The following is a 24,023-nucleotide window of genomic DNA, read 5'->3' on the forward strand; positions in this document are numbered from 1 at the left end:
AACTGTGCGGCAGGTTTTGCACTCAGCAGCGAGACCATTCATCACTTTGCGCAACCCCACACTCACAATAATGTCTGGAGCACAGAGCGTGACAGAAGACCAGCTCTTGAATGAAGGCACCGCAGCCCAAACCCGTGGCAAGGAAAGCATCTTGCGTGAGGTTCGGGCATATCGGCTCGCCCGGGTACAGGAACAGCTGCGCAAGAACAAATGCCCCGCCATCCTCCTCTACGACCCGGTCAACATCCGATACGCGACCGACACATCGAATATGCAGGTTTGGGCAGGCCGTAATCCCGCGCGCTACGTGATGGTCTTTGCCGACGGCCGCGTGATCGCGTGGGAATTTCACAGCAGCGAGCACGTATGGGACGGACTGGACCTGAACGTCGAATTACGCGGCGCGCTTAGCTGGACTTTCTTCAATGCGGGTCATGAAGCCGAGCGTCGCGCGAAGATCTGGGGCGCGGAAATACTCGACGTGTTCCGGAAAAACGCGCCTGGCGACAGCGTACTGGCGGTGGACCGGCTCGACCCGTTCGGCACGGCCTTTCTGGAAAAGCACGGAATTACGCTGCTGGACGGCCAGGCGCTGATGGAAACGGCGCGCCTCATCAAGTCACCGGGCGAACTGGTTCTAATCGGCGAATCGCTGCGCACCGCCGAAAAGGGCATCGAGCGCATGCGCCGTGAGCTTCGTCCAGGACTCACCGAGAACGACATCTGGGCAAACCTGCATTACGAGAACATCCGAAACGGCGGAGAGTGGATTGAAACGAGACTGCTCGCGTCCGGTGACCGAACCAATCCGTGGATGCATGAAAGCTCCAACAGGGTCTTGCAAGCCGGCGACCTCCTTGCATTCGATACGGATATGGTCGGGCCCAATGGTTACTGCTCCGATATTTCACGCACCTGGCTCGTCGGCGACGGCCGCCCTTCCGACGAGCAGCGCAAGCTCTACGAGCTTGCCTACGCGCAGGTTCACTTCAATATGGACATTCTTCGACCGGGGATGACATTTCGTGAGTTTTCCGAACGAGCATGGAAGATTCCTGACCCCTACGTCAAAAACCGATATTGCTGTCTTGCCCATGGCATCGGAATGGTTGACGAGTATCCGTCGATCGCGCACCAGATCGACTGGGAAGGCGCGGGTTATGACGGCCTGTTCGAGGTCGGCATGACGGTGTGCGTCGAAAGCTATATCGGCGCGCAAGGCGGTACTCAGGGCGTGAAGCTCGAACAGCAGGTGGTGCTGACCGAGAACGGTTGCGTCTCGCTGACGGATTGCGGTTTCGAGACCGACTGGCTTTAACGTAGCTCAGTAAGACCGCATTCGCATTCCATCATCTACACATGACATCAGGAGACAGCATGTCAGGCAATCGTGGCGTCGTTTATATCGGCCCCGGAAAGGTCGAGGTACAGAAAATCGCCTTTCCGGAACTCGTTGACCCGGCCGGCAGAAAGGCCAATCACGGCGTCATTCTTCGTGTCGTCGCGACGAATATCTGCGGGTCGGACCAGCACATGGTTCGCGGCAGAACGACGGCTCCCGCCGGGCTCGTCCTCGGGCATGAGATAACCGGCGAAGTAATCGAGGTCGGCTCCGACGTCATGACGCTGAAAAAAGGCGACTTCGTCTCTGTCCCTTTCAACGTGGCTTGCGGTCGATGCCCGATGTGCAAGGCGCAAAACACCGGTGTCTGTCTCAACGTCAATCCGGCGCGCGCCGGCGGTGCGTACGGATACGTCGATATGGGCGGCTGGATTGGCGGTCAGGCCGAGTACGTGATGGTGCCGTACGCGGACTTCAACCTCTTGAAGTTCCCGGACCGCGACCGTGCCATGGAGAAGATTCGCGACCTCACCTGTTTGTCGGACATTTTGCCGACCGGCTATCACGGTGCCGTCACTGCCGGAGTCGGCCCCGGCTCGACGGTGTATGTCGCCGGCGCAGGTCCGGTCGGGCTGGCCGCCGCGGCGTCCGCGCGGCTGCTCGGCGCGGCCGTCACGATCATCGGCGATGTGAATCCGACGCGGCTCGAACATGCGCGACGGGTCGGCTTCGAGACCGTCGATCTTTCACAAGACGCCTCGCTCGCCGACCAGATCGCCACTCTGCTTGGCGAGCCGAAAGTGGACTGCGCCATCGACTGCGTCGGTTTCGAAGCACGAGGTCATGGCCACTCCGGTTCGCAAGTGGAAGCCCCTGCGACCGTCCTGAATTCGCTGATGGAAGTCACGCGGGCCGCCGGTAAGATTGGCATCCCCGGTCTCTATGTGACGGATGACCCCGGCGCCACGGATTCCGCCGCCAAAAACGGTAGCCTTTCGGTGCGTTTCGGCCTTGGATGGGCCAAGTCGCACTCCTTCTTCACGGGTCAAACGCCCGTGATGAAATACAACAGGAATCTGATGCAGGCGATTCTGTGGGACCGGCTGAACATCGCTGAGGTCGTCAACGTGACCGTCATCGAACTGGACCAGGCACCTGGCGGCTACGCCGAATTCGATTCGGGCGTACCCAAGAAATTTGTTATCGACCCGCACGGCAGTCTGAAAGCGGCGGCCTGATCAAGCTTGCCGCAGCGCATGGCACAAGTTGTCCGTATGTTTCTTTCCAGGGGAAACGTTGGGTGGCCGGTCGCAAGACCGGCTTTTTTTTGCCGTGTTTCGGCGCGACACGAATGCTGCAAGCGTCGATTCAAGGCTGACGCTCCGGGTCGGCGGCGGACTCGCAGCGCCGGTTGACCGACCGGCTTGGAATCGTGGCACCTGCGCGCCTGAAGGGCTGGCACGGCGTTAGCTGGTTACGCTCTGTGCACGTGCCAAACGCTTCGCCCCATTTCTGATTTGAAGGTCGCCGAGGCGAAATGCCGGATCGGCGAGATCTTGCCGTCCGTAGCTTCCCGAATGGTGCGCTGCAACTAGACTTCGTTGCACGTGAAAGCGGCTAACGCCGTGCATGCGGACTTTGTTGCACCCACAGCAGACGAAAAAAAAAGGCGTCACGTTGCCGTGACGCCTTAAAAAGTTCTAGCCATTCCGAGGGCCGTGCTAGAACCTGAGAGACGGTATCTCGAAAGCACGGCAGCGGCGCACAAATGCAGCCTGAATACTGTCTTTCGAAATGAGGTTCCATTTTTTCCGTTTCCGCTGACTAAGTCAAGAAAAATCTGAACAGCGCGGGGCCGTAGCGGAAAATTATTCCGATACAATGAATAATACGATTCGTCTCCAGCGTACGCCCGCACTGCACGGCGGCCCGAAAGCCTTCGCAGCGGCGCCACTGCGCGCAATAACTGAAATATTGTTCCAAAAAACCACATGAACTCACGTACGCGATCCAGCACCGCCTCCGAGCCCGTCAAAGACAAAGACGGTTCCGGCGACGAAGTCACCGCGCTTGCGCGCGGTCTGACCGTGCTGCGCTCGATCGCCGCCGCTGACGCGCCGCTCAGCAACCGCGAATTGACCGACCTCACGGGCATCCCGAAACCGACGGTCTCGCGGATCACCGCGACGCTCGTCGGCACGGGCTTTCTGTTCCGCCTGCCCGACAGCGAGCGCTTCGTGCTGACCTCTTCCGTGCTGGAACTGAGCAACGGCTTTCTGCGCAACTTCGACATTCGCGCGCGCGCCCGCCCGTTTCTGATCGAACTTGCCGAGCGCACGCGGCTTTCCGTGCATCTCGCCGTGCGCGACCGTCTCGACATGGTGGTGATCGACGTCATCCGGCCGCGTTCGGCCGTGCTCGTGTCGCGCCTCGAAATCGGCGCGCGCATGAATTTGAGCCGCACCGCCATCGGCCGCGCGTATCTCGCCGCGCTCGACAAAGCGGAGCGCGACAAACTGCTGACCGGCCTGCAAGCCGCCGAGGGCGACGACTGGGGCAACGTCAGCGGCCAGCTGGACAACGCGTTGCAGGAAACCATCGAACGCGGCTTCGCCGTTGCCACGGGCGAATGGCATGACGGCCTGAACGCCATCGCGCTCGGCTTCACGGGGCCGTCAGGCGAGCGTTACGCGGTGAACTGCGGCGGTTCGGTCGACCAGTGCCCGCGCGACTGGCTGATCAGCCGCGCGGGGCCGGAACTGCTCGACTGCGTCGCGCGTATCGTGCTGGAAATCGGCGGCACACCGGGGCGCCGCCTCGATACCTGAAGCGCCGCGCGCCGCGGCCTTCGCGCCCTACATCCTGTAACCGGCGTAATCAAAAGAAAAATAGACGGGTGGACTGTTACAGAGGCCGCGACGTAGGATCATGCATTCCTGCCGCGGGACGCTCGCGCGGCGCGGCGCCTGCCTTGGCCGATTCGACAGACCCGACAGATTCGCCCCGTTCGCCCCCTTCGCCCCGACCGTCCGCGCCCGGACGGGGCGGAACCGGCGCCGCACTGCGCAAGCATTCCTGTCCGCATCTCGGGTAGCATCGCGCTGAACGCGCGCGGCGCGCCCGCTGTCGAAACCGCCTGTCGTGCCACCCGCACATCAGCGCCGAGCGTCGATGCGGCACAATCGCACGAACGCCACACCTCCAAGCCAGTCACTGACCGAACCGATGGACGAACAACAACAGCATTCGGAAACTTCACGCCCCGCCGCTCCGGCTCCTTCCAGGTCTCCGAGCGGCCCGCAAGGCGATCCGCCGGATTCGCGGAACACGCCGCCCGGCGCGGTCAGAAGCCATCGCGGGCGCAACATCGCGCTGATCGTTCTCGCGCTCGTGATACTCGGTTTCGTGCTGTGGCGCTGGCATCCGTGGGGCTCGCCCGGCGGCGCCGGCGCGCCCTCGGGCGCGAGCGCCAGCCATAGCGGCCGCGGCGGTCCGGGCGGCATGGCCAACATGCCGCAGCCGGTTCACGTCGCGAGCGCCACGCAAGGCGAAATGCCGGTCGTGCTAACGGCGCTCGGCACGGTCACGCCGCTCGCGAACGTGACCGTGCTGCCGCAATTGAGCGGCACGCTCCAGGACGTGTACTTCAAGGAAGGCCAGATGGTCAAAAAGGGCGACCTGCTCGCGCAGATCGACCCGCGTCCTTATCAGATTTCGCTCGACAACGCGCAAGGCACGCTCGCGCGCGACGAAGCGCTGCTGCAAACCGCGCGGCTCGACCTGAAGCGCTATCAGACGCTGCTCTCGCAAGACTCGATCGCGAGCCAGCAGGTCGACACCCAGGCATCGCTCGTGCGCCAATATGAAGGCACCGTGAAGTCGGACAAGGCGAATGTCGATACCTACAAGCTCGATCTCGTCTACGCGCGCATCACGGCGCCGGTGTCGGGGCGCGTCGGGTTGCGCCAGGTCGATCCGGGCAATTATGTGACGCCGAGCCTGACCAACGGCATCGTCGTGATCACGCAGTTGCAGCCGATCAGCGTGATCTTCACCACCTCCGAAGACAACCTCCAGCAGATCCTCGAACAGACGCAAACCGGCGCGAAGCTCTCCGTCACCGCGTACGACCGCAGCAACACCACGTCGCTCGAAGGCGGCTCGCTCGAAACGCTCGACAACCAGATCGACACCACCACCGGCACGGTCAAGCTGCGCGGCGTCTTCCAGAACAGCAAGAATCTGCTGTTTCCGAACCAGTTCGTGAACACGCGCCTGCTCGTCAATACGATCAGGGACGCGGTGATCGTGCCGACATCGTCGGTGCTCAACGGCTCGATGGGCCAGTTCGTGTATGTCGTGAAGCCGGACAACACCGTGACCGTGCGTCCCGTGAAGATCGGCCCCGTGGACGGCGAGCGCACCAGCATCAAGTCGGGCTTGCAGGTGGGCGAGCGTGTCGTGATCGACGGCTCGGACCGTTTGAAGGAAGGCGCGAAGATCACCATTCCCGCCGACAAGCCACGCGGCGCCAGCGGCGCTCACGCTGCGAGCGGCGCCGCGGCGGCGTCGGCGGCATCGGGCGCGCGGGCGCATCACGGCAAGCACGCGGCGCAAGCCTCGCAATAAAGGCACGGCACTTACCGCATGAATCCATCTCGCGCCTTTATTCTGCGTCCCGTCGGCACCGCGCTGCTGATGGCGGCGATCATGCTGGTCGGCCTCGTCGCACTGCGCTTTCTGCCGCTGTCCGCGCTGCCCGAGGTCGACTATCCGACCATCCAGGTGCAGACGTTCTATCCGGGCGCGAGCCCCGACGTGATGACCTCGTCCGTCACCGCGCCGCTCGAGCGCCAGTTCGGGCAGATGCCGTCGTTGAACCAGATGTCGTCGCAAAGCTCGGCCGGCTCGTCGATCATCACGCTGCAATTCAGCCTCGATCTGCCACTCGACATCGCCGAGCAGGAAGTTCAGGCCGCGATCAACGCGGCGGGCAACCTGCTGCCATCGGACCTGCCCGCGCCGCCGATCTACGCGAAAGTCAATCCCGCCGACGCGCCGATCCTCACGCTCGCCATCACGTCGAAAACGCTGCCGCTCACGCAGGTGCAGGATCTCGCGGACACGCGTCTCGCGCAGAAAATCTCGCAGGTCGCGGGCGTCGGCCTCGTGGGCATCTCGGGCGGCCAGCGCCCGGCCGTGCGGATTCAGGCGAACCCGCGCGCGCTCGCCGCGTACGGCCTGAATCTCGACGATCTGCGCACCACCGTCTCGAACCTGAACGTCAACACGCCGAAGGGCAACTTCGACGGTCCCACGCGCAACTACACGATCAACGCGAACGACCAGCTGACCGACGCCGACGCCTACAAGAGCGCGGTGGTCGCGTACAAGAACGGCCGCGCGGTCATGCTCACCGACGTCGCCACCATCGTGCAGGGCGCGGAAAACACCAAGCTCGGCGCGTGGGTCGACGGCACGCCCGCGATCATCCTGAACGTGCAGCGCCAGCCCGGCGCGAACGTGATCCAGGTCGTGGACAGCATCAAGAAACTGCTGCCGCAGTTGCAGCAGGCGCTGCCCGCCTCGCTCGACGTGCAGATCGTCACCGACCGCACCACCACGATCCGCGCGTCCGTGCGCGACGTGCAGTTCGAACTGGCCATGTCGGTCGTGCTCGTCGTGCTGGTCATGTATCTGTTCCTCGCGAACATTTACGCGACCATCATTCCGAGTCTCTCGGTGCCGCTCTCGCTGATCGGCACGCTTGCGGTGATGTACCTGTGCGGCTTCTCGCTCGACAACCTGTCGCTGATGGCGTTGACCATCGCGACCGGTTTCGTGGTCGACGACGCAATCGTGATGATCGAGAACATCGCGCGCTACGTGGAGGAAGGCGAAGCGCCGCTCGAAGCCGCGCTGAAGGGTTCGAAGCAGATCGGCTTCACGATCATTTCGCTGACCGTCTCTCTGATCGCCGTGCTGATTCCGCTGCTCTTCATGGGCGACGTGGTCGGCCGCCTGTTCCACGAGTTCGCGATCACGCTCGCCGTGACCATCGTGATCTCGGCGGTCGTCTCGCTCACGCTCGTGCCCATGATGTGCGCGAAACTGCTGCGCCATACGCCGCCGCACGACAGCCACCGTTTCGAGGCGCGTGCGCACCGCGCGATCGACTGGGTGATCGCCCGCTACGCGGTCGCGCTCACGTGGGTGCTGAACCGGCAGCGCTCCACGCTGGTCGTCGCGGTGCTCACGCTCGTGCTGACCGGCCTGCTGTATGTGTTCATTCCGAAGGGCTTTTTCCCCGTGCAGGACACCGGCGTGATTCAGGCGATCACGCAGGCGCCGCAGTCGGTGTCGTATGCGTCGATGGCCGAGCGCCAGCAGGAACTCGCCGCGCAGATCCTGAAGAATCCGGACGTGGAAAGCCTGACGTCGTTCATCGGCGTGGACGGCAGCAATATCACGCTCAACAGCGGCCGCATGCTGATCAACCTGAAGCCGCGCGACGACCGCAGCAACACCGCGAGCGAAGTGATCCGGCAGTTGCAGCGGGACGTCGCGCATATTCCGGGCGCGTCGCTCTACATGCAGCCGGTGCAGGATCTGACCATCGATTCGACCGTGAGTCCCACGCAGTATCAGTTCATGCTCACCGATCCGAACATGAGCGAATTCACCACGTGGGTGCCGAAGCTCGTCGAACGGTTGAAACAGTCGCCGGAACTCGCGGACGTCGCCACCGACCTGCAGGACAACGGCCAGTCGGTCTATATCGAGATCGACCGCGCCACCGCGTCGCGCTACGGCATCACGCCCGCCACCGTCGACAGCGCGCTGTACGACGCGTTCGGCCAGCGCATCATCTCGACCATCTTCACGCAGTCGAACCAGTACCGCGTGATTCTGGAAGCGCAGCCCTCGATGCAGCACTACACCGAGTCGCTGAAATCCATCTATCTGCCCTCTTCCACGTCGTCGGGCGGACAGGTGCCGCTCTCGTCGATCGCGCGGTTCATCGAGAAGCCGGCGCCGCTGCTCGTCACGCACCTGAGCCAGTTCCCCGCCACCACGGTGTCGTTCAACCTCGCGCCGGGTTCGTCGTTGGGCGCGGCCGTCAAGGCGATCGAGCAGGCGCAGAAGGACATCGGCTTGCCGGCCTCGTTCCAGACGCGCTATCAGGGTGCGGCGCTGGCGTTCCAGGCGTCGCTTTCGAACGAGCTGTTCCTGATTCTCGCGGCCATCGTCACCATGTATATCGTGCTCGGCGTGCTGTACGAAAGCTTCATTCACCCGATCACCATTCTGTCGACGCTGCCCTCGGCGGGCGTCGGCGCGCTGCTCGCGTTGCTCATTACCGGGCACGATCTGGACATCATCGGCATTATCGGCATCGTGCTGCTGATCGGCATCGTGAAGAAGAACGCTATCATGATGATCGACTTCGCGCTCTACGCCGAGCGCGAGGAAGGCAAGCCGCCGCGCGAGGCCATTTACCAGGCGTGTCTGCTGCGTTTCCGCCCGATTCTGATGACCACGCTCGCGGCGCTGCTCGGCGCGCTGCCGCTGATGCTCGGCACCGGCGCCGGCTCGGAATTGCGCCGCCCGCTCGGTATCGCGATCGCGGGCGGCCTGATCGTGAGCCAGTTGCTCACGCTGTTCACCACGCCGGTCATCTATCTCGGCTTCGATTCGCTCGCCCGTCGCGCGCGCGAGCGCTTTAATCGCGGCGGCCCGCGCGCGAACGCCACGGATTCCGGGAACTGATGCGATGAACCTGTCGCGCCCGTTTATCTCGCGCCCCGTCGCCACCACGCTGCTCGCTATCGGCATCGCGCTGTCCGGCATCTTCGCGTTCATGAAGCTGCCGGTCGCGCCGCTGCCGCAAGTCGATTTCCCGACCATTTCGGTTCAGGCCTCGTTGCCGGGCGCAAGCCCGAATACGGTGGCCACCAGCGTGGCGAGCCCGCTCGAACGGCACCTCGGCTCGATTGCCGACGTCACCGAAATGACGTCGATGAGTTCGGTCGGCTCGACGCGCATCACCATGCAATTCGGCCTGAACCGCGACATCGACGGCGCGGCGCGCGACGTGCAAGCCGCGATCAACGCCGCGCGCGCGGATCTGCCCGCGAGCCTGCGCAGCAATCCCACCTATCACAAGGTCAATCCGGCCGACGCGCCGATCCTGATTCTCGCGCTCACATCCAGCACGCTCACCGCCGGCCAGCTCTACGACTCGGCGGCCACGGTGTTGCAGCAGTCGCTGTCGCAAGTGGACGGCGTGGGCGAAGTGGACGTGAGCGGCTCGGCCAATCCCGCCGTGCGCGTCGAACTGGAGCCGCAGGCGCTGTTCCACTACGGCATCGGCCTCGAAGACGTGCGCGCGGCGCTCGCCGCCGCCAACGCGAACAGTCCGAAGGGCTCGATCGAATTCGGCCCGAACCGCGTGCAGATCTACACGAACGACCAGGCGAGCAAGGCCGCGCAATATCGCGACCTCGTGATCGCGTATCGCAACGGCTCGGCGGTCAAGCTCTCGGACGTGGCCGAAGTCGTCGATTCCGTCGAAGACCTGCGCAACCTCGGCCTCTTCAACGGCAAGCGTTCGGTGCTGGTCATTCTGTACCGCCAGCCGGGCGCGAACATCATCGAGACGGTCGATCGCGTCACGGCCATGCTGCCGCAACTGCACGCGTCGCTACCCGCCGACGTCGATATCTCGCCCACTTCCGACCGCTCCGTCACGATTCGCGCGTCGCTCAAGGACACCGAGCACACGCTGATGATCGCGGTGGCGCTCGTCGTGATGGTCGTGTTCCTCTTTCTGCGCAACTGGCGCGCCACGCTGATCCCGAGCGTGGCCGTGCCGATTTCGATCATCGGCACGTTCGGCGCGATGTATCTGCTCAACTTCTCGATCGACAACCTCTCGCTGATGGCGTTGACCATCGCGACCGGCTTCGTGGTGGACGATGCGATCGTGGTGCTGGAGAACATCTCACGGCATATCGAGAACGGCGTGCCGCGCATGAAGGCCGCGTTCGTCGGCGCGCGCGAAGTCGGCTTCACGGTCATGTCGATCAGCATTTCACTCGTCGCCGTGTTTTTGCCCATCCTGCTGATGGGCGGCATTGTCGGCCGCCTGTTCCGCGAGTTCGCGATCACGCTGTCGCTCGCCATCGGGGTGTCGCTCCTCGTTTCGCTCACGCTCACGCCCATGATGTGCTCGCGCCTTTTGCGCGAGCCGCACGACCAGAAGCAGGAAGGCCGTTTCGCGCGCTGGCTGGAGCGCGGCTTCACGTCGATGCAGCGCGGCTACGAACGCACGCTCGGCTGGGCGCTGCTGCATCCGCGCCTGATCCTGTTCATCTTGCTCGCGACCATCGGACTCAATATCTGGCTGTATATCGTCGTGCCGAAGGGCTTCTTTCCGCAGCAGGACACGGGGCGGCTGGTCGGCGGCATTCAGGCCGACCAGAGCACGTCGTTCCAGGCCATGAAGGGCAAGTTCTCGGAAATGATGGACATCGTCGGCAGAAATCCGGCGGTGGATAGCGTGGTCGGCTTCACGGGCGGGCGGCAGACCAACTCGGGCTTCATGTTCGTTTCGCTGAAACCGAAAAACCAGCGCAAGCTATCCGCCGATCAGGTGATCCAGCAACTACGCGCGCCGCTCGGCGACGTGGCCGGCGCGCGCACGTTCCTGCAAGCGGTGCAGGACATTCGCGTGGGCGGCCGGCAATCGAATGCGCAATATCAGTTCACGCTGCTCGCCGATTCCACGCCCGACCTGTATCTGTGGGGGCCGAAGCTGACGGAGGCATTGCAGGCGCGCCATGAACTCGCCGACGTCAATTCGGACCAGCAGCAAGGCGGCCTCGAAGCGATGATCTCGATCGACCGCGCGAGCGCGTCGCGTCTCGGCATCAAACCCGCGCAGATCGACAACACGCTGTACGACGCGTTCGGCCAGCGCCAGGTCTCCACGATCTACAACCCCCTGAACCAGTATCACGTGGTGATGGAAGTCGCGCCGAAATACTGGCAGAGCCCGGACATGCTGAAGCAGGTCTACATCAGCACGTCGGGCGGCAGCGCGAGCGGCGCGCAGACCACCAATGCGCCGGCGGGCACGGTCACGTCGGCCAAAGCCACGGCGGCCAAAACCACTTCCACCAGCGCTTCGGCGGGCGGCACGGCGGGCACGACCGTTTCGAGCGCCGCGACCATTGCCGCCGATTCCGCGCGCAACCTGGCCATCAACTCGATTGCCGCGAGCGGCAAGTCGAGCGCCTCGTCGGGCGCGGCGGTGTCGACCTCGAAGGAAACCATGGTGCCGCTGTCGGCCATCGCGAGCTTCGGGCCGGGCAATACGCCGTTGTCGGTGAATCACCAGAGCCAGTTCGTGGCCTCGACGATTTCGTTCAATCTGCCGCCGGGCGTGTCGTTATCCACGGCGACGCAGGCGATCTATCAGACCATGGCCGAAATCGGCATGCCGGCAACGATTCACGGCAGCTTCCAGGGCACGGCGCAGGCATTCCAGCAGTCCATGTCGGATCAGCCCATTCTGATTCTGGCCGCGCTCGCCGCCGTGTATATCGTGCTCGGCATACTGTACGAAAGCTACATTCACCCGCTGACCATTCTGTCGACGCTGCCCTCGGCCGGCGTGGGCGCGTTGCTCGCGTTGCTGCTGTTCAAGACGGAGTTCAGCATCATCGCGTTGATCGGCGTGATTCTGCTGATCGGCATCGTGAAGAAGAACGCGATCATGATGGTGGACTTCGCCATCGAGGCGTCGCGCCAGGGCCTGTCGTCGCGCGACGCGATTTACCAGGCGTGTCTGCTGCGTTTCCGCCCGATCATGATGACCACCTTCGCCGCCATGCTCGGCGCGTTCCCGCTCGCGTTCGGACGCGGCGAAGGCGCGGAGTTGCGCGCGCCGCTCGGCATTGCGATTGTCGGCGGCCTGATCGTGAGCCAGATGCTGACCTTGTACACGACGCCGGTCGTTTATCTTTATATGGACCGGATTCGCGTGCGTTGGGAGTCGCGAAAGGCGCGAAGAAGCGGTATCGCTCCGTCTTCGTGATGTGACGCGCGATGTCGCATTACCAGCATTACCCGCGTGAATACGCGTGAATACGCGTTAATACGCGTTAATACGCGTTAATACGCGTTAATGAACGTTAATGCGCGTTACAGCTTCTGCTCCATCGCGAGCAGAAAAATCCGCTGCCATTGCCTGGCCTGACGCTCGCTCTGCATGGGCAAAAGCCACAGGCCGCGCGCGGCGTCTTTCACTGTCAGCGCGACCTGCCACTGCGCTTCATGGCGTTGCGCTTCGGCCCCAAGCAGATCGGCGAAGATATAAGCGCCATGCTGCGCGCCGACACGAATCTCGCATAGGCGCTTGCCCGCCGCGAGCCGCACGGAACCCCAACTGCCGCTCAATTGATGCGTCCACTCGCCGTCGCGAATGTTCGGCGCGACTTCCCTGCGACGCCGCCACCAATAAGCCACCGCCGCCATCAGCAGCAGCGCGGCCAGCACCGCGACGCCGACGGCGACCGCCATTCCAAACGCCGCCTGCAATGCATCGAACGCGCGGATCGCGCCGTACACCAACGCGGCCAGCGCCAACAGTCCAACCAGAATCGGCATCGCGAACCCGTGCTTATGGCTTATTGCTTGTGCGTCGCGGTCCAATCCTTCACGGCCTTCAGCGTATTCTCGACGTGCTTCTCCGGCGAAAGGCTCGTGTACTCGTAAATGATCTTGCCGTCGGGGGCGATCACGTACGACACGCGATTGGCCATCGAGCTATGCATCGGCAAGCCGGCGTCGTAGGCGCCGATCACTTTTGCCTCGGCGTCCGCCGCCACCGGGAATTTGCTGCGGCACTCGCTCACCGAAAATTTCGTCAACGTGTCGATGTTGTCGTGCGACACGCCGATCACCGTCGCGCCGTATTTCTTGTACTCGTCGACGGCTTCGGCGAATTCGTGCGCCTCGATGGTGCAGCCCTTCGTGAAAGCCGCCGGGTAGAAGTACAGCACCACGGGGCCTTTCTTCAACTCGTCGGCGAGCGAATAGGTGTACGTCTTGCCACCCAGTGAAGCCTGCGCGGTGAATGGCGGCGCGGCATCGCCCGGCTTGAGCGTCGCCGACGCGCTCACCGAATACGCGGCGAACGCCACCGACACGACAGCGGCCAGCGCCGCCGAGATGAGTCCTGTCTTCATCAGCTGTTCCTTTGAGCGTGGTTGCATAGGGTTGCCGGGACGTATCCCCGTCCTCTATTGGACCACGTACCCGCGAAACGCGTGTGGAACCCGGCAGCGCGATGAAACCGCCGACGCGGATCAGGCCGCGGCTTCCTCGACATGCGCGCCGAACCAGGCGGCCGCCGAGAGATTCAGCTCGGCCAGAATTTCGGGCGTGAGCGCGCCAAAGCCGGGCGGCGCTTCGGGGCCGAGCGCGATGGAGCCCGCATCGGCGCCCTCGCCGGCCGCCTCGGCGATGCGCAACAAGGTGCCGAGCGGCCCGCGCCGCGACACGATCGCGTCGCGAATCTGCGGCGCAAGTCCGAGCCTCTCCAGCACGGCCTTCGGCGTGCTGCCGATCAGCACGTGCACCAGCGAAAAGATGCCGGTCATGAACGCGGCATCGGCGAATTCGTCGTCGGCGGGGCGCATCCAGCCCGCCGCCAGTTCCATGAAGCGCGAGCGGGTGCCTGCGAGTTGCACGAGCGGATCGGCGCGCCACGGCAGATCGCCGCCGTCCGCGTAAAGCAGCAGTTGCGCCCAGCGTGCGATCTGCCGAGTGCCCGTCGCAATGATCGCCTCGCGCAACGACGCGATCTTGCGTCCCAGGCCGAACGCGCTCGAGTTCACGAGGCGCAGCAATTGCACGACCACGCTCGGATTGAGCTTCAGCTCGGCTTCCAGTTCGACGATGCCCGCATCGCGCGACAGCAACGCCAGGAGGCGCAGCAGCCCCGGACGCAGCGAGCGGTTGCGCGGCGCGGCCAGCACCTGCGGCCGCGCGAAAAAGTACCCTTGAAAGAGATCGAAGCCGAGGTCGCGGGCGAGCGCGAATTCCTCGCGCGTCTCCACTTTTTCGGCGATCAGCGTCTTGCCGCTCTCGCGTATCGCGGCGGCGAGTTCCGCGAGATGCGCGCGCTCCGTCTGCATGAAGTCGATCTTGACAATGTCCGCGTGCGGCAGCATCGCGAGCAGTTCGTCCGACAGTTCGCACACGTCGTCGAGCGCGATCTGGAAACCGATGCGGCGCAGGTCGGTCAACCGGCGCGCGAGATGCGCGTCGAACTTCACAGTCTCCAGGATTTCGAGCACGAAGCGCTCGGGCGGCATCACGTGAACGATGTCGTCGAACAGCATCGCGCGGTCGATATTGACGAAGCCGCGATGCCGCCCCAGCACGGCAGGCACGCCGATGCCGCCGAGCGTGCGCGCCATTACTTGCGCCGTCGCCTGGGCGTCGTCGGTGACTTCCGCAAAGTTATGCGCGCCGGCTCGAAACAGCAGCTCGTAGGCAGTGAGCGCGCCCTGGCGATCGAGAATCGGCTGCCGGCCCAGATACACGTACTGCGCCACGGCGACTGGATCGGCGCCCGTCTCGGCTGAGTCGGGCACCGGGTCGCGCCGGCCGGCGCAGCGGACCAAATGAAGTTCAGACATGGATCATCGGTACAGCGTTCGAAAGGTTGCGCGGCAGCGGCGCACCGCCACCGCACACGGGATTTGTCGTATTAACGGACATTGGGCAGCGCACTTTAGCCGAATCGGCGGCGGCCCGCCGCCAACGCGCCCGGCGCGCCCTTGCCGAATGTTTTTCTCGCGTGCCGCTAAAGATTTCGGGGCGCAGGTCGTTATCTTGTTCTGATGGGGCGGCCTGATACCTTTCGACCGCCCTTAAAGGCGAATAACAAACCGCTCCGACTGCAGACGAAATACAGGTTGCCAGCGACAAACATGGAAGCGAACAGGATCACCGCGCCCCGCCGGGGCTCCTTGCGCACGGTCGTCGACCGGCTTTTCGCGCTCGGCCGGCACGTCCCCGGGAAACCGCAAGCGGCTCCCGCTCCGGCTGCCGCGCCGGCGCCGCAACTGGAACAGGTGGTCGGCGCCGTCGACCTGCTCGCGCATGTGGACAGCGAGCTGCGCTTTATCTATGTGTCCGACGCGAGCCTGCGCTTCATCGGCTATCACCGCGAGTATCTGGAGACGATCACGCTGCACGAACTGGTCGCGCAGACCGACGTGGCGCGCCTCGATGCGCTGCTCGCGCGCGCCGCGGCGTCGGGCAATGTCGAGAAAGCCACGCTCGGGCTCATCAAGTCGCTGACCTATCCGATCACCGTCGAGTTGCGCGTGGTGAAGAGCGTCCATGGCGGCATCGAAGGCTATGCGATTGCCGGCTTCGACGTGTCCGCCTGGCGCGCGAGCGAGGAGCGCCTGATCCAAGCGCTGCATCTGGACCGCCTGACCAACCTCGCCAATCAGTCCGCGCTGATTCCGGCGCTGCTCGAAGCGCAACAGCAGGCCGACGCGCACGGCACGCCCGCCGCGCTGCTGCTGCTCGACATCGACGACTATCAGCGCGTGAACCGCGCGCTCGGCTACGATGCCGGCGACGAAATGCTGCGCGACACGGCGCGGCGTCTCACGAACATGACGAGCCCGAGCGAGACCGTGGCGCGCGTGGCCAGCGATGAATTCGCGATTCTCGTGAAGCCCGCGGCGAACCGCACCGACGCGGCCGCCGCCGCCGAAACGCTGGCGCGGCGCCTGTTGACCGCGATCCAGCAGCCGTATGCGTTCAGCGGGCAGCAGGTGCATCTGTCCGCGAGCATCGGCATTGCGCTCTATCCGGACGTGCGCCACGCCAACGACACCGCCGCGCACGACACGCATCTGTTGCGCTGGGCCGACCACGCGCTGTTGCAGGCCAAGGCAGCCGGCGGCAACACGCTCGCGTTCTACGTGCCCGACGACAATCCCGCCGACGCCGAGCGTCTGAAGCTGGAGGCCGACCTCTACGACGGTGTGCGCAACGGCGAGTTCTCGCTACACTTCCAGCCGATCACGAGCAGCCGCACGCACGGCGTGGTCGGGGTGGAGGCGCTGATCCGCTGGCTGCATCCGGTGCATGGGCTCGTGCCGCCGTCGATGTTCATTCCGCTCGCGGAGTCGATCGGTCTCATCAACTTCCTCGGCAACTGGGTGTTGAAGGTTGCGTGCATGCAGTTGATCCAGTGGGACGCGCGGGGCATTTCGCTGCAATACGTGGCGGTCAACGTGTCGCCGCAGCAGTTCCGCGATCCGCGCTTCAAGGACGCGGTGCGCGAAGCGATCGGCCTGACCGGCATCGACCCGCGGCGGCTCGTGTTCGAAATCACCGAGAGTCTGCTGATGCACGACCCGGCGCACGCGAAGGTCCTGCTCGAAGATCTGACGGCCATGGGCATCCGCTTCGCAGTCGACGATTTCGGCACCGGCTATTCGAGCCTGGCTTACCTGCAACGGTTTCCGCTTGCAAAGCTCAAGATCGACAGGAGTTTTGTCGAGAATCTGCTAACCTCCCGGAACGATCAGGCGATCGTCAGTGCGGTGGTCGGCCTTGCACAGACGCTCGACCTCGAACTGGTTGCCGAAGGCGTCGAAACCGAAGCGCAACGCGCCCTGCTCACCGAGATGGGGTGCGACCACATACAGGGGTGGCTCGTCTGCCAGGCGTTGCCCTCCGACGAACTGGCGCAGCGTTTCGAAGCGCGCTCGCTTCACTTGCACAGCGCATAGCGGTGCAGGTCAAGCGCTTACGCAGCGGCACAAGCCGGCGTCATGCCGGCGTGGCATTCATTGGAACATGTATGGCTTTTGCGGGACTCACATGGTAAAGGCGGCTGTGCTCGACCGGCTCTGGACGCGAATGAGCGAGCGCGGCGATTTCCCCATGCTGTCGCAGTCGTTGCGCACCACCATGGCGGCAATGAACAACGACGATCTGGATTTCACCGGCCTCGTGCAGGTGGTGCTTTCTGACTTCGCGCTGACGCAAAAAGTGCTGCGGCTCGCGAACTCCGCCATGTATATGGCGTTCGGCGGCAACATCACGACCGTATCGCGCGCGCTGATGGTGCTCGGCATGGACGCCGTCGGCCATCTCGTCGTCGGCCTGAAAATCGTCGATCACTTTCATCACAGCGCGCCGCGCCGCATCGACGCCAAGCTCGAACTCAACCGCACGCTGCTGTCGGGCTGCGTCGCGCGCAAGCTGACCGAGCGCGGCGATCTGCGCGCGGGCGAAGAAGCGGTGGTCTGCACGCTGATGCGGCAGATCGGCAAGCTGCTGGTGGTGTTCTATCTCGACGCGGAGTGGGACCAGATTCGCCGGCATATCGACGGCGGCACGCTGGAGGCGGAGGCCTGCGTGCTGGTGCTCGGCGTCACGTTCGACGAAATCGGCGCCGAAGCCGCGGTGCGCTGGCGTCTGCCGGACATGATCCGCTCGGGCATGGGCGAATTCGACCCGCAGGACACCGAGCAGCCGCGCCAGGTGCAGTGGCTGCGCGCGATCACCAACTACTCGACGGCCGTCGCGGACGTCCTCACGCAACAGAACGTTCCCGATTTCGAACGCGAGGAACGCATTGCCGAACTGGCGCAGCAATTCAGCGGCGTGCTCAATACCGACCCGGAAGTGCTGCTCGACATGAGCATCGCGCTCGCCCGCGAGGAAGGCGGCGACGGCGTGATGCGCGAGATCGTCGAGTTGCGCGCGAATGCGGACGCCATGGCGCGCGAGGCGATGAACCCGGAGACGCGCATCGCGGCCGGCGTCGAGGATCTACGCGGCCTGCCCGACGGCAGCCCGCTCGCGCCGGCTCTCGCCATGGCATCGGAAACTGTGCTCGCGGCGCTCGGCTTTGCGCGCACGGTGGTGTTCGTCAAGCACAGCAACGGCACTTTCCGCGCGCGCCTCGGCCTCGGCCCGAAAATCGACGCGGCGTTGCCGAAGCTCACGTTCAGTTCGGCATTCGAGCCCGACGTGTTCCATCTCGCGATAGCGAATTCGGTGGGCATCTTTATCGAAAACGCGCGCGACCCGAAAATGGTCGCGCGGCTGCCGGAGTGGTTCCGCCGCTCCTTCGACGACGCCCGCGCCTTCGTGCTGTTGCCTGTGGTCGACGAAACCGAAAAGACTGTCGCGCTGCTGTACGGCGACTGGTCTCACACTCAGGAGCCACGCCGCATCTCACAGAAGGAGATGAGCGTGCTGAACGAACTGGCCAAGGAGTTAGGCCGTTTTTTTGGTCTGGGGCAGATGCGGGAAATGGAGACGATGTAAAGACGTGGTGTGATCGCTGATCACGATGCGCGAGTTTTCAGATTCTGTATTTGCCCGACGCCGGGTTTTTCAAGCTTCACGTTTCAAGCTTCACGACTCAGGCTTCACGATTCAAGCCTGATTGCCGATGCCGGCGCGCTTAATGCGCCGGCAGCCGTTCCAGCGTGTGCAACGTTTTAAATTGCGCGCGGCTTCAGTCCTCGATTCTTTCCAGGCCTTCCGCGCTGCGATCCGCCACGCCGGCCCACGCGCCAGCCGCAAGTCCCATCTGCGCGACCTCTTCCACCGTCAATGGCGCGAGTTGCGCGCAGAACCCGGCGAGTGTGTCCCATGCGCCGGTTTCGAGCGCCTCGACCGCGCTCAGCAAGCGACCCAGCACGCCCTCGCGATGCAGAATCGCCGACTGGATCGGACGCGATAGCGTCAGCACATTCAGCGTGCTTTCGAGCGAGCCGCCGAACACCGCATCGACGAATGAAAACACGCCGGTGAGAAACGCCGCGTCGGCTTCGTCGCGCCCGGCTTCGGGCAAGTGTCCGATCGCCAGTTCCATGAAACGGGCGCGCGTGGCCGCGAGTTGCAGCAGAGGATCGTCTTCGAGCGCGACCTTGCGGCCGTCGGCGTAGAGCAGCAGTTGGGTCCAGCGCGCGATGCGGTCGGTGCCCGTTGCGTTGATCGCCTCACGCAGCGTGGTCACCTTGTGACCGACCGCGAGGCCGCTCGAATTCGCGAGCTTCATCAGATGCATCACAAGCACCGGGTTCAGCTTCAGCTCGGCTTCGAGCTGCGCGACCGTCGGCTCGCCGCCCAGCAATTGCAGCAGATTCAGCAGCGCATGGCGCGGCGCGCTCACGCGGCGTGTCATCGACGTCTGGGGACGCGCGAAGAAATAGCCCTGAAAACGGTCGAAGCCGAGCCCTTGCGCCGTTTCGAATTGCGCGTGCGCGTCGAGCCCCGACGCGATCAGCAGCTTGCCCGCGGACTTGAGCACGCTCGTCAGCTTGGGCAACAGCGCAGCGGACGCGCGCGTCATGTCGATCTTGATGGCTTCCGCGTAGGGCAGCAGCTTCGCGAAGGTCTCGTTGGGTTGCGTCACGTCGTCGAGCACGAAACGATAGCGGCGGCCATGCAGTTGCACGACGCGCGCGATCAGTTCGTTGTCTGCTTCGAGGCTCGCTGACAGTTCGAACATGAACCGGTCGGCGGGCAGTCGCTGGATCGCGTCGTCGAACAGCATGTCGCGGGTCGTGTCCACATAGGCAGGATGCCCGGTCAGCGCGCCGCGCACATTGCCCTGAACGAGTCCGCGCAGGATCGCGCCCGCCACGCGTTGCGCGGGCGTGGCCGCGCGGCCTGGTCTTTCGGAAGTTCGCCCCTCGCCGGGATGGGATTCGGAGAGCGCCGCGGCCGACAGTTCCGGCGCGCGCACCTTCAGTTCGTAACCGCACAGCATGCCGTCCCGATTCAGGATGGGCTGCCGTGCGAAGCCGGCGTTCAACTGCGCATCGTCCTTCGAGCCTGTGTGGCCCGGACTCTCGACTGCGATGGTGCTCATTCTGGTCCCCCGCGAGGCGCCGCCCCTGGCGCTTGCTGCTGTCTTGTGGTTATCGGTGCATGATTGCGCGCGGGCTGGCGTTTTCGCCAGTCGACCGCGGCACGCCTGACGATTCTAGCTCAGGCCGTCTTACGCGGGCATGTCCGGCAAGCAATATCTGGAAATTTTTGGCGGGCCGCGAAGCAATGGATTGTCGCGGCGCTCCATGTAAAACGGCCGCATCGAGAGCGGCCGTTCCGTTATCGAGCGCCGGGGCGCGAGAGCATGACGCAGGGGCGCAGGTCTACTTCAGCACCACCTTCACGTCGAAGTATTTCGCCGCGAAGCGGTCGATCGTGCCGTCCGCTTTGAGTTCCTTCAGCGCCTGGTTCAGCGCGTCCTTCAACGCCTTGTCGCCCTTGCGGATGCCAAAGCCGACGCCCGCGCCGAGCAGCTTCTCGTCCGAGACGGCGGGACCGGCGAACTCGAAGCCCGCGCCTTGCGGCTTCTTCAGGAAGCCCTTGGACGCCGCTTCGGCGTCCTGGAACGAGGCGTCGAGACGGCCCGATGCGAGGTCAGCGTAAATCTGATCCTGCGTCTGATACGGCACGACGTCGACGCCCGCCGGCGCCCAGCGCGCCTTCGCATACGTTTCCTGAATCGTGCCCTGCAACACGCCGACATGCTTGCCCTTCAACGAAGCCGGCGTCGGCTGCAAACCACTGCCCTTCTTCGCGATCATCTGATTCGGGATCGTGTAGATCGGATCGGTGAACTCGACCGCCTGGCGACGCTGGTCGGTGATCGTCATGTCCGAGTTGATCGCGCTGAACTTGCGCGCCTGCAACGCGGGAATCAGGCCGTCGAACGAATTCTCGACCCACACGCACTTCGCCTTCAGCTTCGCGCACACGGCGTTGCCGACGTCGATATCGAAACCCTGCAACTCACCCGAGGGCGACTTCGATTCGAACGGCGCATACGACGCCTCGACGCCGAAGCGCACTTCCTTGATGTCCGCCGCGACCGCGGAGCCTGCCATTGCCGTGGTCGTCGCGAACAGCGCGAGCACGGTCATGTTTCGCCAATTCATCTTCATTACGGGTGTTCCTCTACGGTATTGAATAAGACGGGAGCCAAATCCGGACAGGCATGATTGCCGCGTCAAAATTGCGATTCAAACTCGTGCGGCCGGCGTGGTGCAGCGCAGCAGCCGCGAGGCGGGGATTGTACAGGCCCGGGTGCCGCGCCCGTGGGCAGGTCATGGGAAGGCGCGATGACGACGCGCGCCGCGAGCGGGCGCGCAAAGCTGCAACTTGATGTCGCGTTGGCGCAAACCACACGAGCGCCAACGCACATGAGAGATCGCGGCGCGCGCCGCTAGACGAGCGACGACAGCGTGCCGCGCGTGGTCTCGATCACCATCAGGCCGGCGCGCAGGCCGGGCTTGACCGTCGCGTTCGGAAATACGAGACGCTCTTCGTCGTGTTGCACGACATAGCGATAGTCGCCGTCGCGCGCGAGCAAGGTGTCTTTCGCAAACGGCGTGAAGTTCGCGACATCGGCCGCGACGAGCAATTCGAACGCGTCGCTTTGTTTCGTGATCTGGTCGATCACCGTGAAGGCGCGCGGCAGTTCGGCTTCGCCGCGACGCTTCGTGCCGGCGAGCAAATCACGCAACCCCTCGTTTGCGCCGGCGAAACGCGTGAGGTCGTTCTGACCGAACGGGCGCACCTTGCCCAGCTCCAGGGTGCACGCCTCGGCGCCGCACGTGTGCGCGGTGAAATGCGAGTACGTGTTGCCTTTCGCGGTGTGCAACAGCACGGCGCTGATGCGCGCGTGCCCGAGCCATTCGAACATCGCGCGCGAAATCGGCCTGCCGGTATGCGGCAGCAACGCGAAGCGCTCGAATGCCGAAGCGCGGATCGCCGTGTGCATGTCGATATGCCAGCGCGCGCCCGGCTGCCGCGACGCGCTCGCGAAGAACTGCACCGCCGCCTGTTCGAGCGCGGCCGCGCGCGGCGCTTCGTGACTGTGCGGCAATTGCAGATGCCGCCCGCTAAAGAGGCGGTTCAGATCGTCGTCGCGATAACGGCAGGCCTCGCGCATGGCGTCGACGTTGCCGAGAATCACCAGCAGGCGGCACGTCAAGGCCGCCTCGCCGCACGCAATGTCGCGCACGAGACACGACAGCAGTTCGATAGGCGCGGTTTCGTCGCCGTGCACGCCCGCCGACGCAAGCACGCTGCGCGTGTCCGCGGTCAACACGGCGGGCTCCATCGACAACACGCCGTCGGCGAGCCACGCCCAGCGCACGCCGCCGGCACACGAGCCATGCGTTTCGTTCGCGGCCGGCCGCGCGAGCGCCAGCGTATAGGCGAGAAAATCGTCCAGCATGGAGAGCGAGGCCGTCATGTCGCGCTCAGCGCTGGAAGTCATACAGCGAGCCCAGGCCGAGAATCTGCGTGAGTTCGTCGAGCGCGGTGCGCGACTCGGCGAGCAATTGCGGATCGGCGAGATCGGCCGGCGCGAGGCGGTCGCGATAGTGCTTCTCGATCCACGTGTCGAGCCGCCCGAACAACGTGTCGTTGATCCACACGCCTTGCGTGACGGCCGCGCGTTCCGTGTCGTTCAGCACCACGCGCAGACGCAGGCACGCCGGGCCGCCGCCGTTTTTCATGCTCTCGCGCAGATCGAACACGAGCACGTCGTCGATCGGACCGGTGTGCGATGTCAGATCGTCGAGATACACGGCGACGCGCGGATTTTCGCGGCATTCCTGCGGCACCACGAGTACCTGCTTGCCGTCCGGGCGCGTCAGCAACTGGCTGTTGAACAGATATGACGAGACCGCATCCGCGACGCTGACCTGCGCATCGGGCACCTCGATCACGTTGAATTCCGCCTTCATGCCGGCGAGCTTCGCGCGCAATTCGTCGTGCACCGCCTTCTGCCCGACGAACGCAAGCTCGTGACAGAACAGCGTGTTGCGATTGCCGACCGCGATCACGTCGTTATGAAAAACGCCCGCGTCGATCACCTCGGGATTCTGCTGCGCGTACACCGTGGCGTCTTCCTGCAAGCCATGGCGATGCGCGACGGCACGGCTCGCCTCGAAGGTCTGGCGCGCGGGAAAGCGCGTCGGCTCCGGCCCGCGACGATATTCGCTGCGGCCGTACACGAAGAACTCGACACCGCGCGAGCCATATTCCGAGCAAAAGCGCGTGTGATTCGCCGCGCCTTCGTCGCCGAGCGCCGGCGTGCCGGGCAGCGCTTCGTGCACCGCGAAGCGATTCGCGTCGCTGAAGATCGCGCGCAACGTGCGGCGCGTCGACTCGTGCTCGATCGCGCGATGCAGCTTGCTGCACAGATTGGCCGGCGTGAAATGCACGCGGCCGTCGGGCGTATCCGCGGACGGACTCACCGTCGCCGCGTTCGCGGTCCACATCGCCGACGCCGAACTCGCCGCCGCCAGCAACTCGGGCGCGCTTTTCGACACGCGCGCGATCACCGTGGCGTCGTCGCCGGAAAAACCCAGCTCGCGCAACAGACGCATCGACGGACGCTCCTGCGGCGGCAACACGCCCTGATGAAAGCCGAGATCGGCCAATTGCTTCATCTTGCGCAGACCTTGCTTCGCGGCCGCCTTCGGATTCGCAACGGATTTCTCGTTGTTCTGCGACGCGACATTGCCGAACGACAGCCCCGCGTAGTTGTGGGTCGGGCCGACCAGACCGTCGAAATTGGCTTCAGTGGCTTGCATCG

General features: G+C 64.3%; 15 protein-coding genes. 8 read left to right on the forward strand and 7 right to left on the reverse strand.

The window, feature by feature from the left end:
• Window positions 1–88 precede the first annotated feature (88 nt).
• The 6 genes from VOM14_RS20435 (at window position 89) to VOM14_RS20460 (ending at window position 12,443) form a co-directional block, all read left to right on the forward strand.
• Window positions 89–1,318 carry a M24 family metallopeptidase gene (locus VOM14_RS20435; RefSeq protein ID WP_442955567.1) on the forward strand — a complete coding sequence of 410 codons (1,230 nt, stop codon included), beginning with the start codon at window positions 89–91 and terminating at the stop codon, window positions 1,316–1,318.
• Window positions 1,319–1,377: 59 nt separating this feature from the next.
• The gene (gene fdhA, locus VOM14_RS20440; RefSeq protein ID WP_327630715.1) at window positions 1,378–2,580 is read left to right on the forward strand and encodes a formaldehyde dehydrogenase, glutathione-independent; all 1,203 of its coding nucleotides are present in this window, start codon (window positions 1,378–1,380) and stop codon (window positions 2,578–2,580) included.
• A gap of 753 nt (window positions 2,581–3,333) precedes the next feature.
• Window positions 3,334–4,170: an IclR family transcriptional regulator gene (locus VOM14_RS20445; RefSeq protein WP_327630561.1), complete on the forward strand. Its 837-nt coding sequence runs from the start codon at window positions 3,334–3,336 to the stop codon at window positions 4,168–4,170.
• A 397-nt stretch (window positions 4,171–4,567) separates the two neighbouring features.
• The gene (locus tag VOM14_RS20450; protein WP_327630562.1) at window positions 4,568–5,971 is read left to right on the forward strand and encodes an MdtA/MuxA family multidrug efflux RND transporter periplasmic adaptor subunit; all 1,404 of its coding nucleotides are present in this window, start codon (window positions 4,568–4,570) and stop codon (window positions 5,969–5,971) included.
• A gap of 18 nt (window positions 5,972–5,989) precedes the next feature.
• Window positions 5,990–9,112: an MdtB/MuxB family multidrug efflux RND transporter permease subunit gene (locus VOM14_RS20455; protein ID WP_327630563.1), complete on the forward strand. Its 3,123-nt coding sequence runs from the start codon at window positions 5,990–5,992 to the stop codon at window positions 9,110–9,112.
• Window positions 9,113–9,116: 4 nt separating this feature from the next.
• Window positions 9,117–12,443 carry an efflux RND transporter permease subunit gene (locus tag VOM14_RS20460; protein WP_327630564.1) on the forward strand — a complete coding sequence of 1,109 codons (3,327 nt, stop codon included), beginning with the start codon at window positions 9,117–9,119 and terminating at the stop codon, window positions 12,441–12,443.
• Window positions 12,444–12,550: 107 nt separating this feature from the next.
• On the opposite strand, the gene VOM14_RS20465 is transcribed toward VOM14_RS20460, so the two are convergent.
• The 3 genes from VOM14_RS20465 to VOM14_RS20475 form a co-directional block, all read right to left on the reverse strand.
• Complete coding sequence (locus tag VOM14_RS20465) at window positions 12,551–13,015, reverse strand: hypothetical protein (protein WP_327630565.1); 465 nt, start codon at window positions 13,013–13,015, stop codon at window positions 12,551–12,553.
• A 20-nt stretch (window positions 13,016–13,035) separates the two neighbouring features.
• Window positions 13,036–13,596: a peroxiredoxin gene (locus tag VOM14_RS20470; RefSeq protein WP_327630566.1), complete on the reverse strand. Its 561-nt coding sequence runs from the start codon at window positions 13,594–13,596 to the stop codon at window positions 13,036–13,038.
• Between the two features lie 120 nt (window positions 13,597–13,716).
• A complete protein-coding gene (locus VOM14_RS20475) occupies window positions 13,717–15,054 on the reverse strand; it encodes an EAL and HDOD domain-containing protein (RefSeq protein ID WP_327630567.1) in 1,338 nt (445 codons plus the stop codon).
• Between the two features lie 294 nt (window positions 15,055–15,348).
• Here VOM14_RS20475 and VOM14_RS20480 point away from each other — a divergent pair, with 294 nt between their 5' ends.
• Together VOM14_RS20480 and VOM14_RS20485 are read left to right on the forward strand one after the other, a co-directional pair.
• On the forward strand, window positions 15,349–17,175 hold the full coding sequence (locus VOM14_RS20480) for a putative bifunctional diguanylate cyclase/phosphodiesterase (RefSeq protein WP_327630568.1): 1,827 nt from the start codon (window positions 15,349–15,351) through the stop codon (window positions 17,173–17,175).
• A gap of 91 nt (window positions 17,176–17,266) precedes the next feature.
• Entirely contained in the window at window positions 17,267–18,724 is a 1,458-nt protein-coding gene (locus tag VOM14_RS20485) for an HDOD domain-containing protein (protein WP_327630569.1), read from the forward strand.
• Window positions 18,725–18,917: 193 nt separating this feature from the next.
• On the opposite strand, the gene VOM14_RS20490 is transcribed toward VOM14_RS20485, so the two are convergent.
• From VOM14_RS20490 to astB, 4 genes are all read right to left on the reverse strand, one after another.
• Entirely contained in the window at window positions 18,918–20,279 is a 1,362-nt protein-coding gene (locus VOM14_RS20490; RefSeq protein ID WP_327630570.1) for an EAL and HDOD domain-containing protein, read from the reverse strand.
• A gap of 283 nt (window positions 20,280–20,562) precedes the next feature.
• The gene (locus VOM14_RS20495; protein WP_327630571.1) at window positions 20,563–21,357 is read right to left on the reverse strand and encodes an ABC transporter substrate-binding protein; all 795 of its coding nucleotides are present in this window, start codon (window positions 21,355–21,357) and stop codon (window positions 20,563–20,565) included.
• Window positions 21,358–21,638: 281 nt separating this feature from the next.
• Window positions 21,639–22,697: a succinylglutamate desuccinylase gene (gene astE, locus VOM14_RS20500; protein WP_327630572.1), complete on the reverse strand. Its 1,059-nt coding sequence runs from the start codon at window positions 22,695–22,697 to the stop codon at window positions 21,639–21,641.
• Entirely contained in the window at window positions 22,681–24,021 is a 1,341-nt protein-coding gene (gene astB / locus VOM14_RS20505; protein WP_327630573.1) for an N-succinylarginine dihydrolase, read from the reverse strand. The genes astE and astB overlap by 17 nt, the downstream gene beginning before the upstream one ends.
• Window positions 24,022–24,023: the final 2 nt, after the last annotated feature.

Source organism: Paraburkholderia sp. MPAMCS5 (assembly GCF_036016995.1).
Classification (GTDB): domain Bacteria; phylum Pseudomonadota; class Gammaproteobacteria; order Burkholderiales; family Burkholderiaceae; genus Paraburkholderia.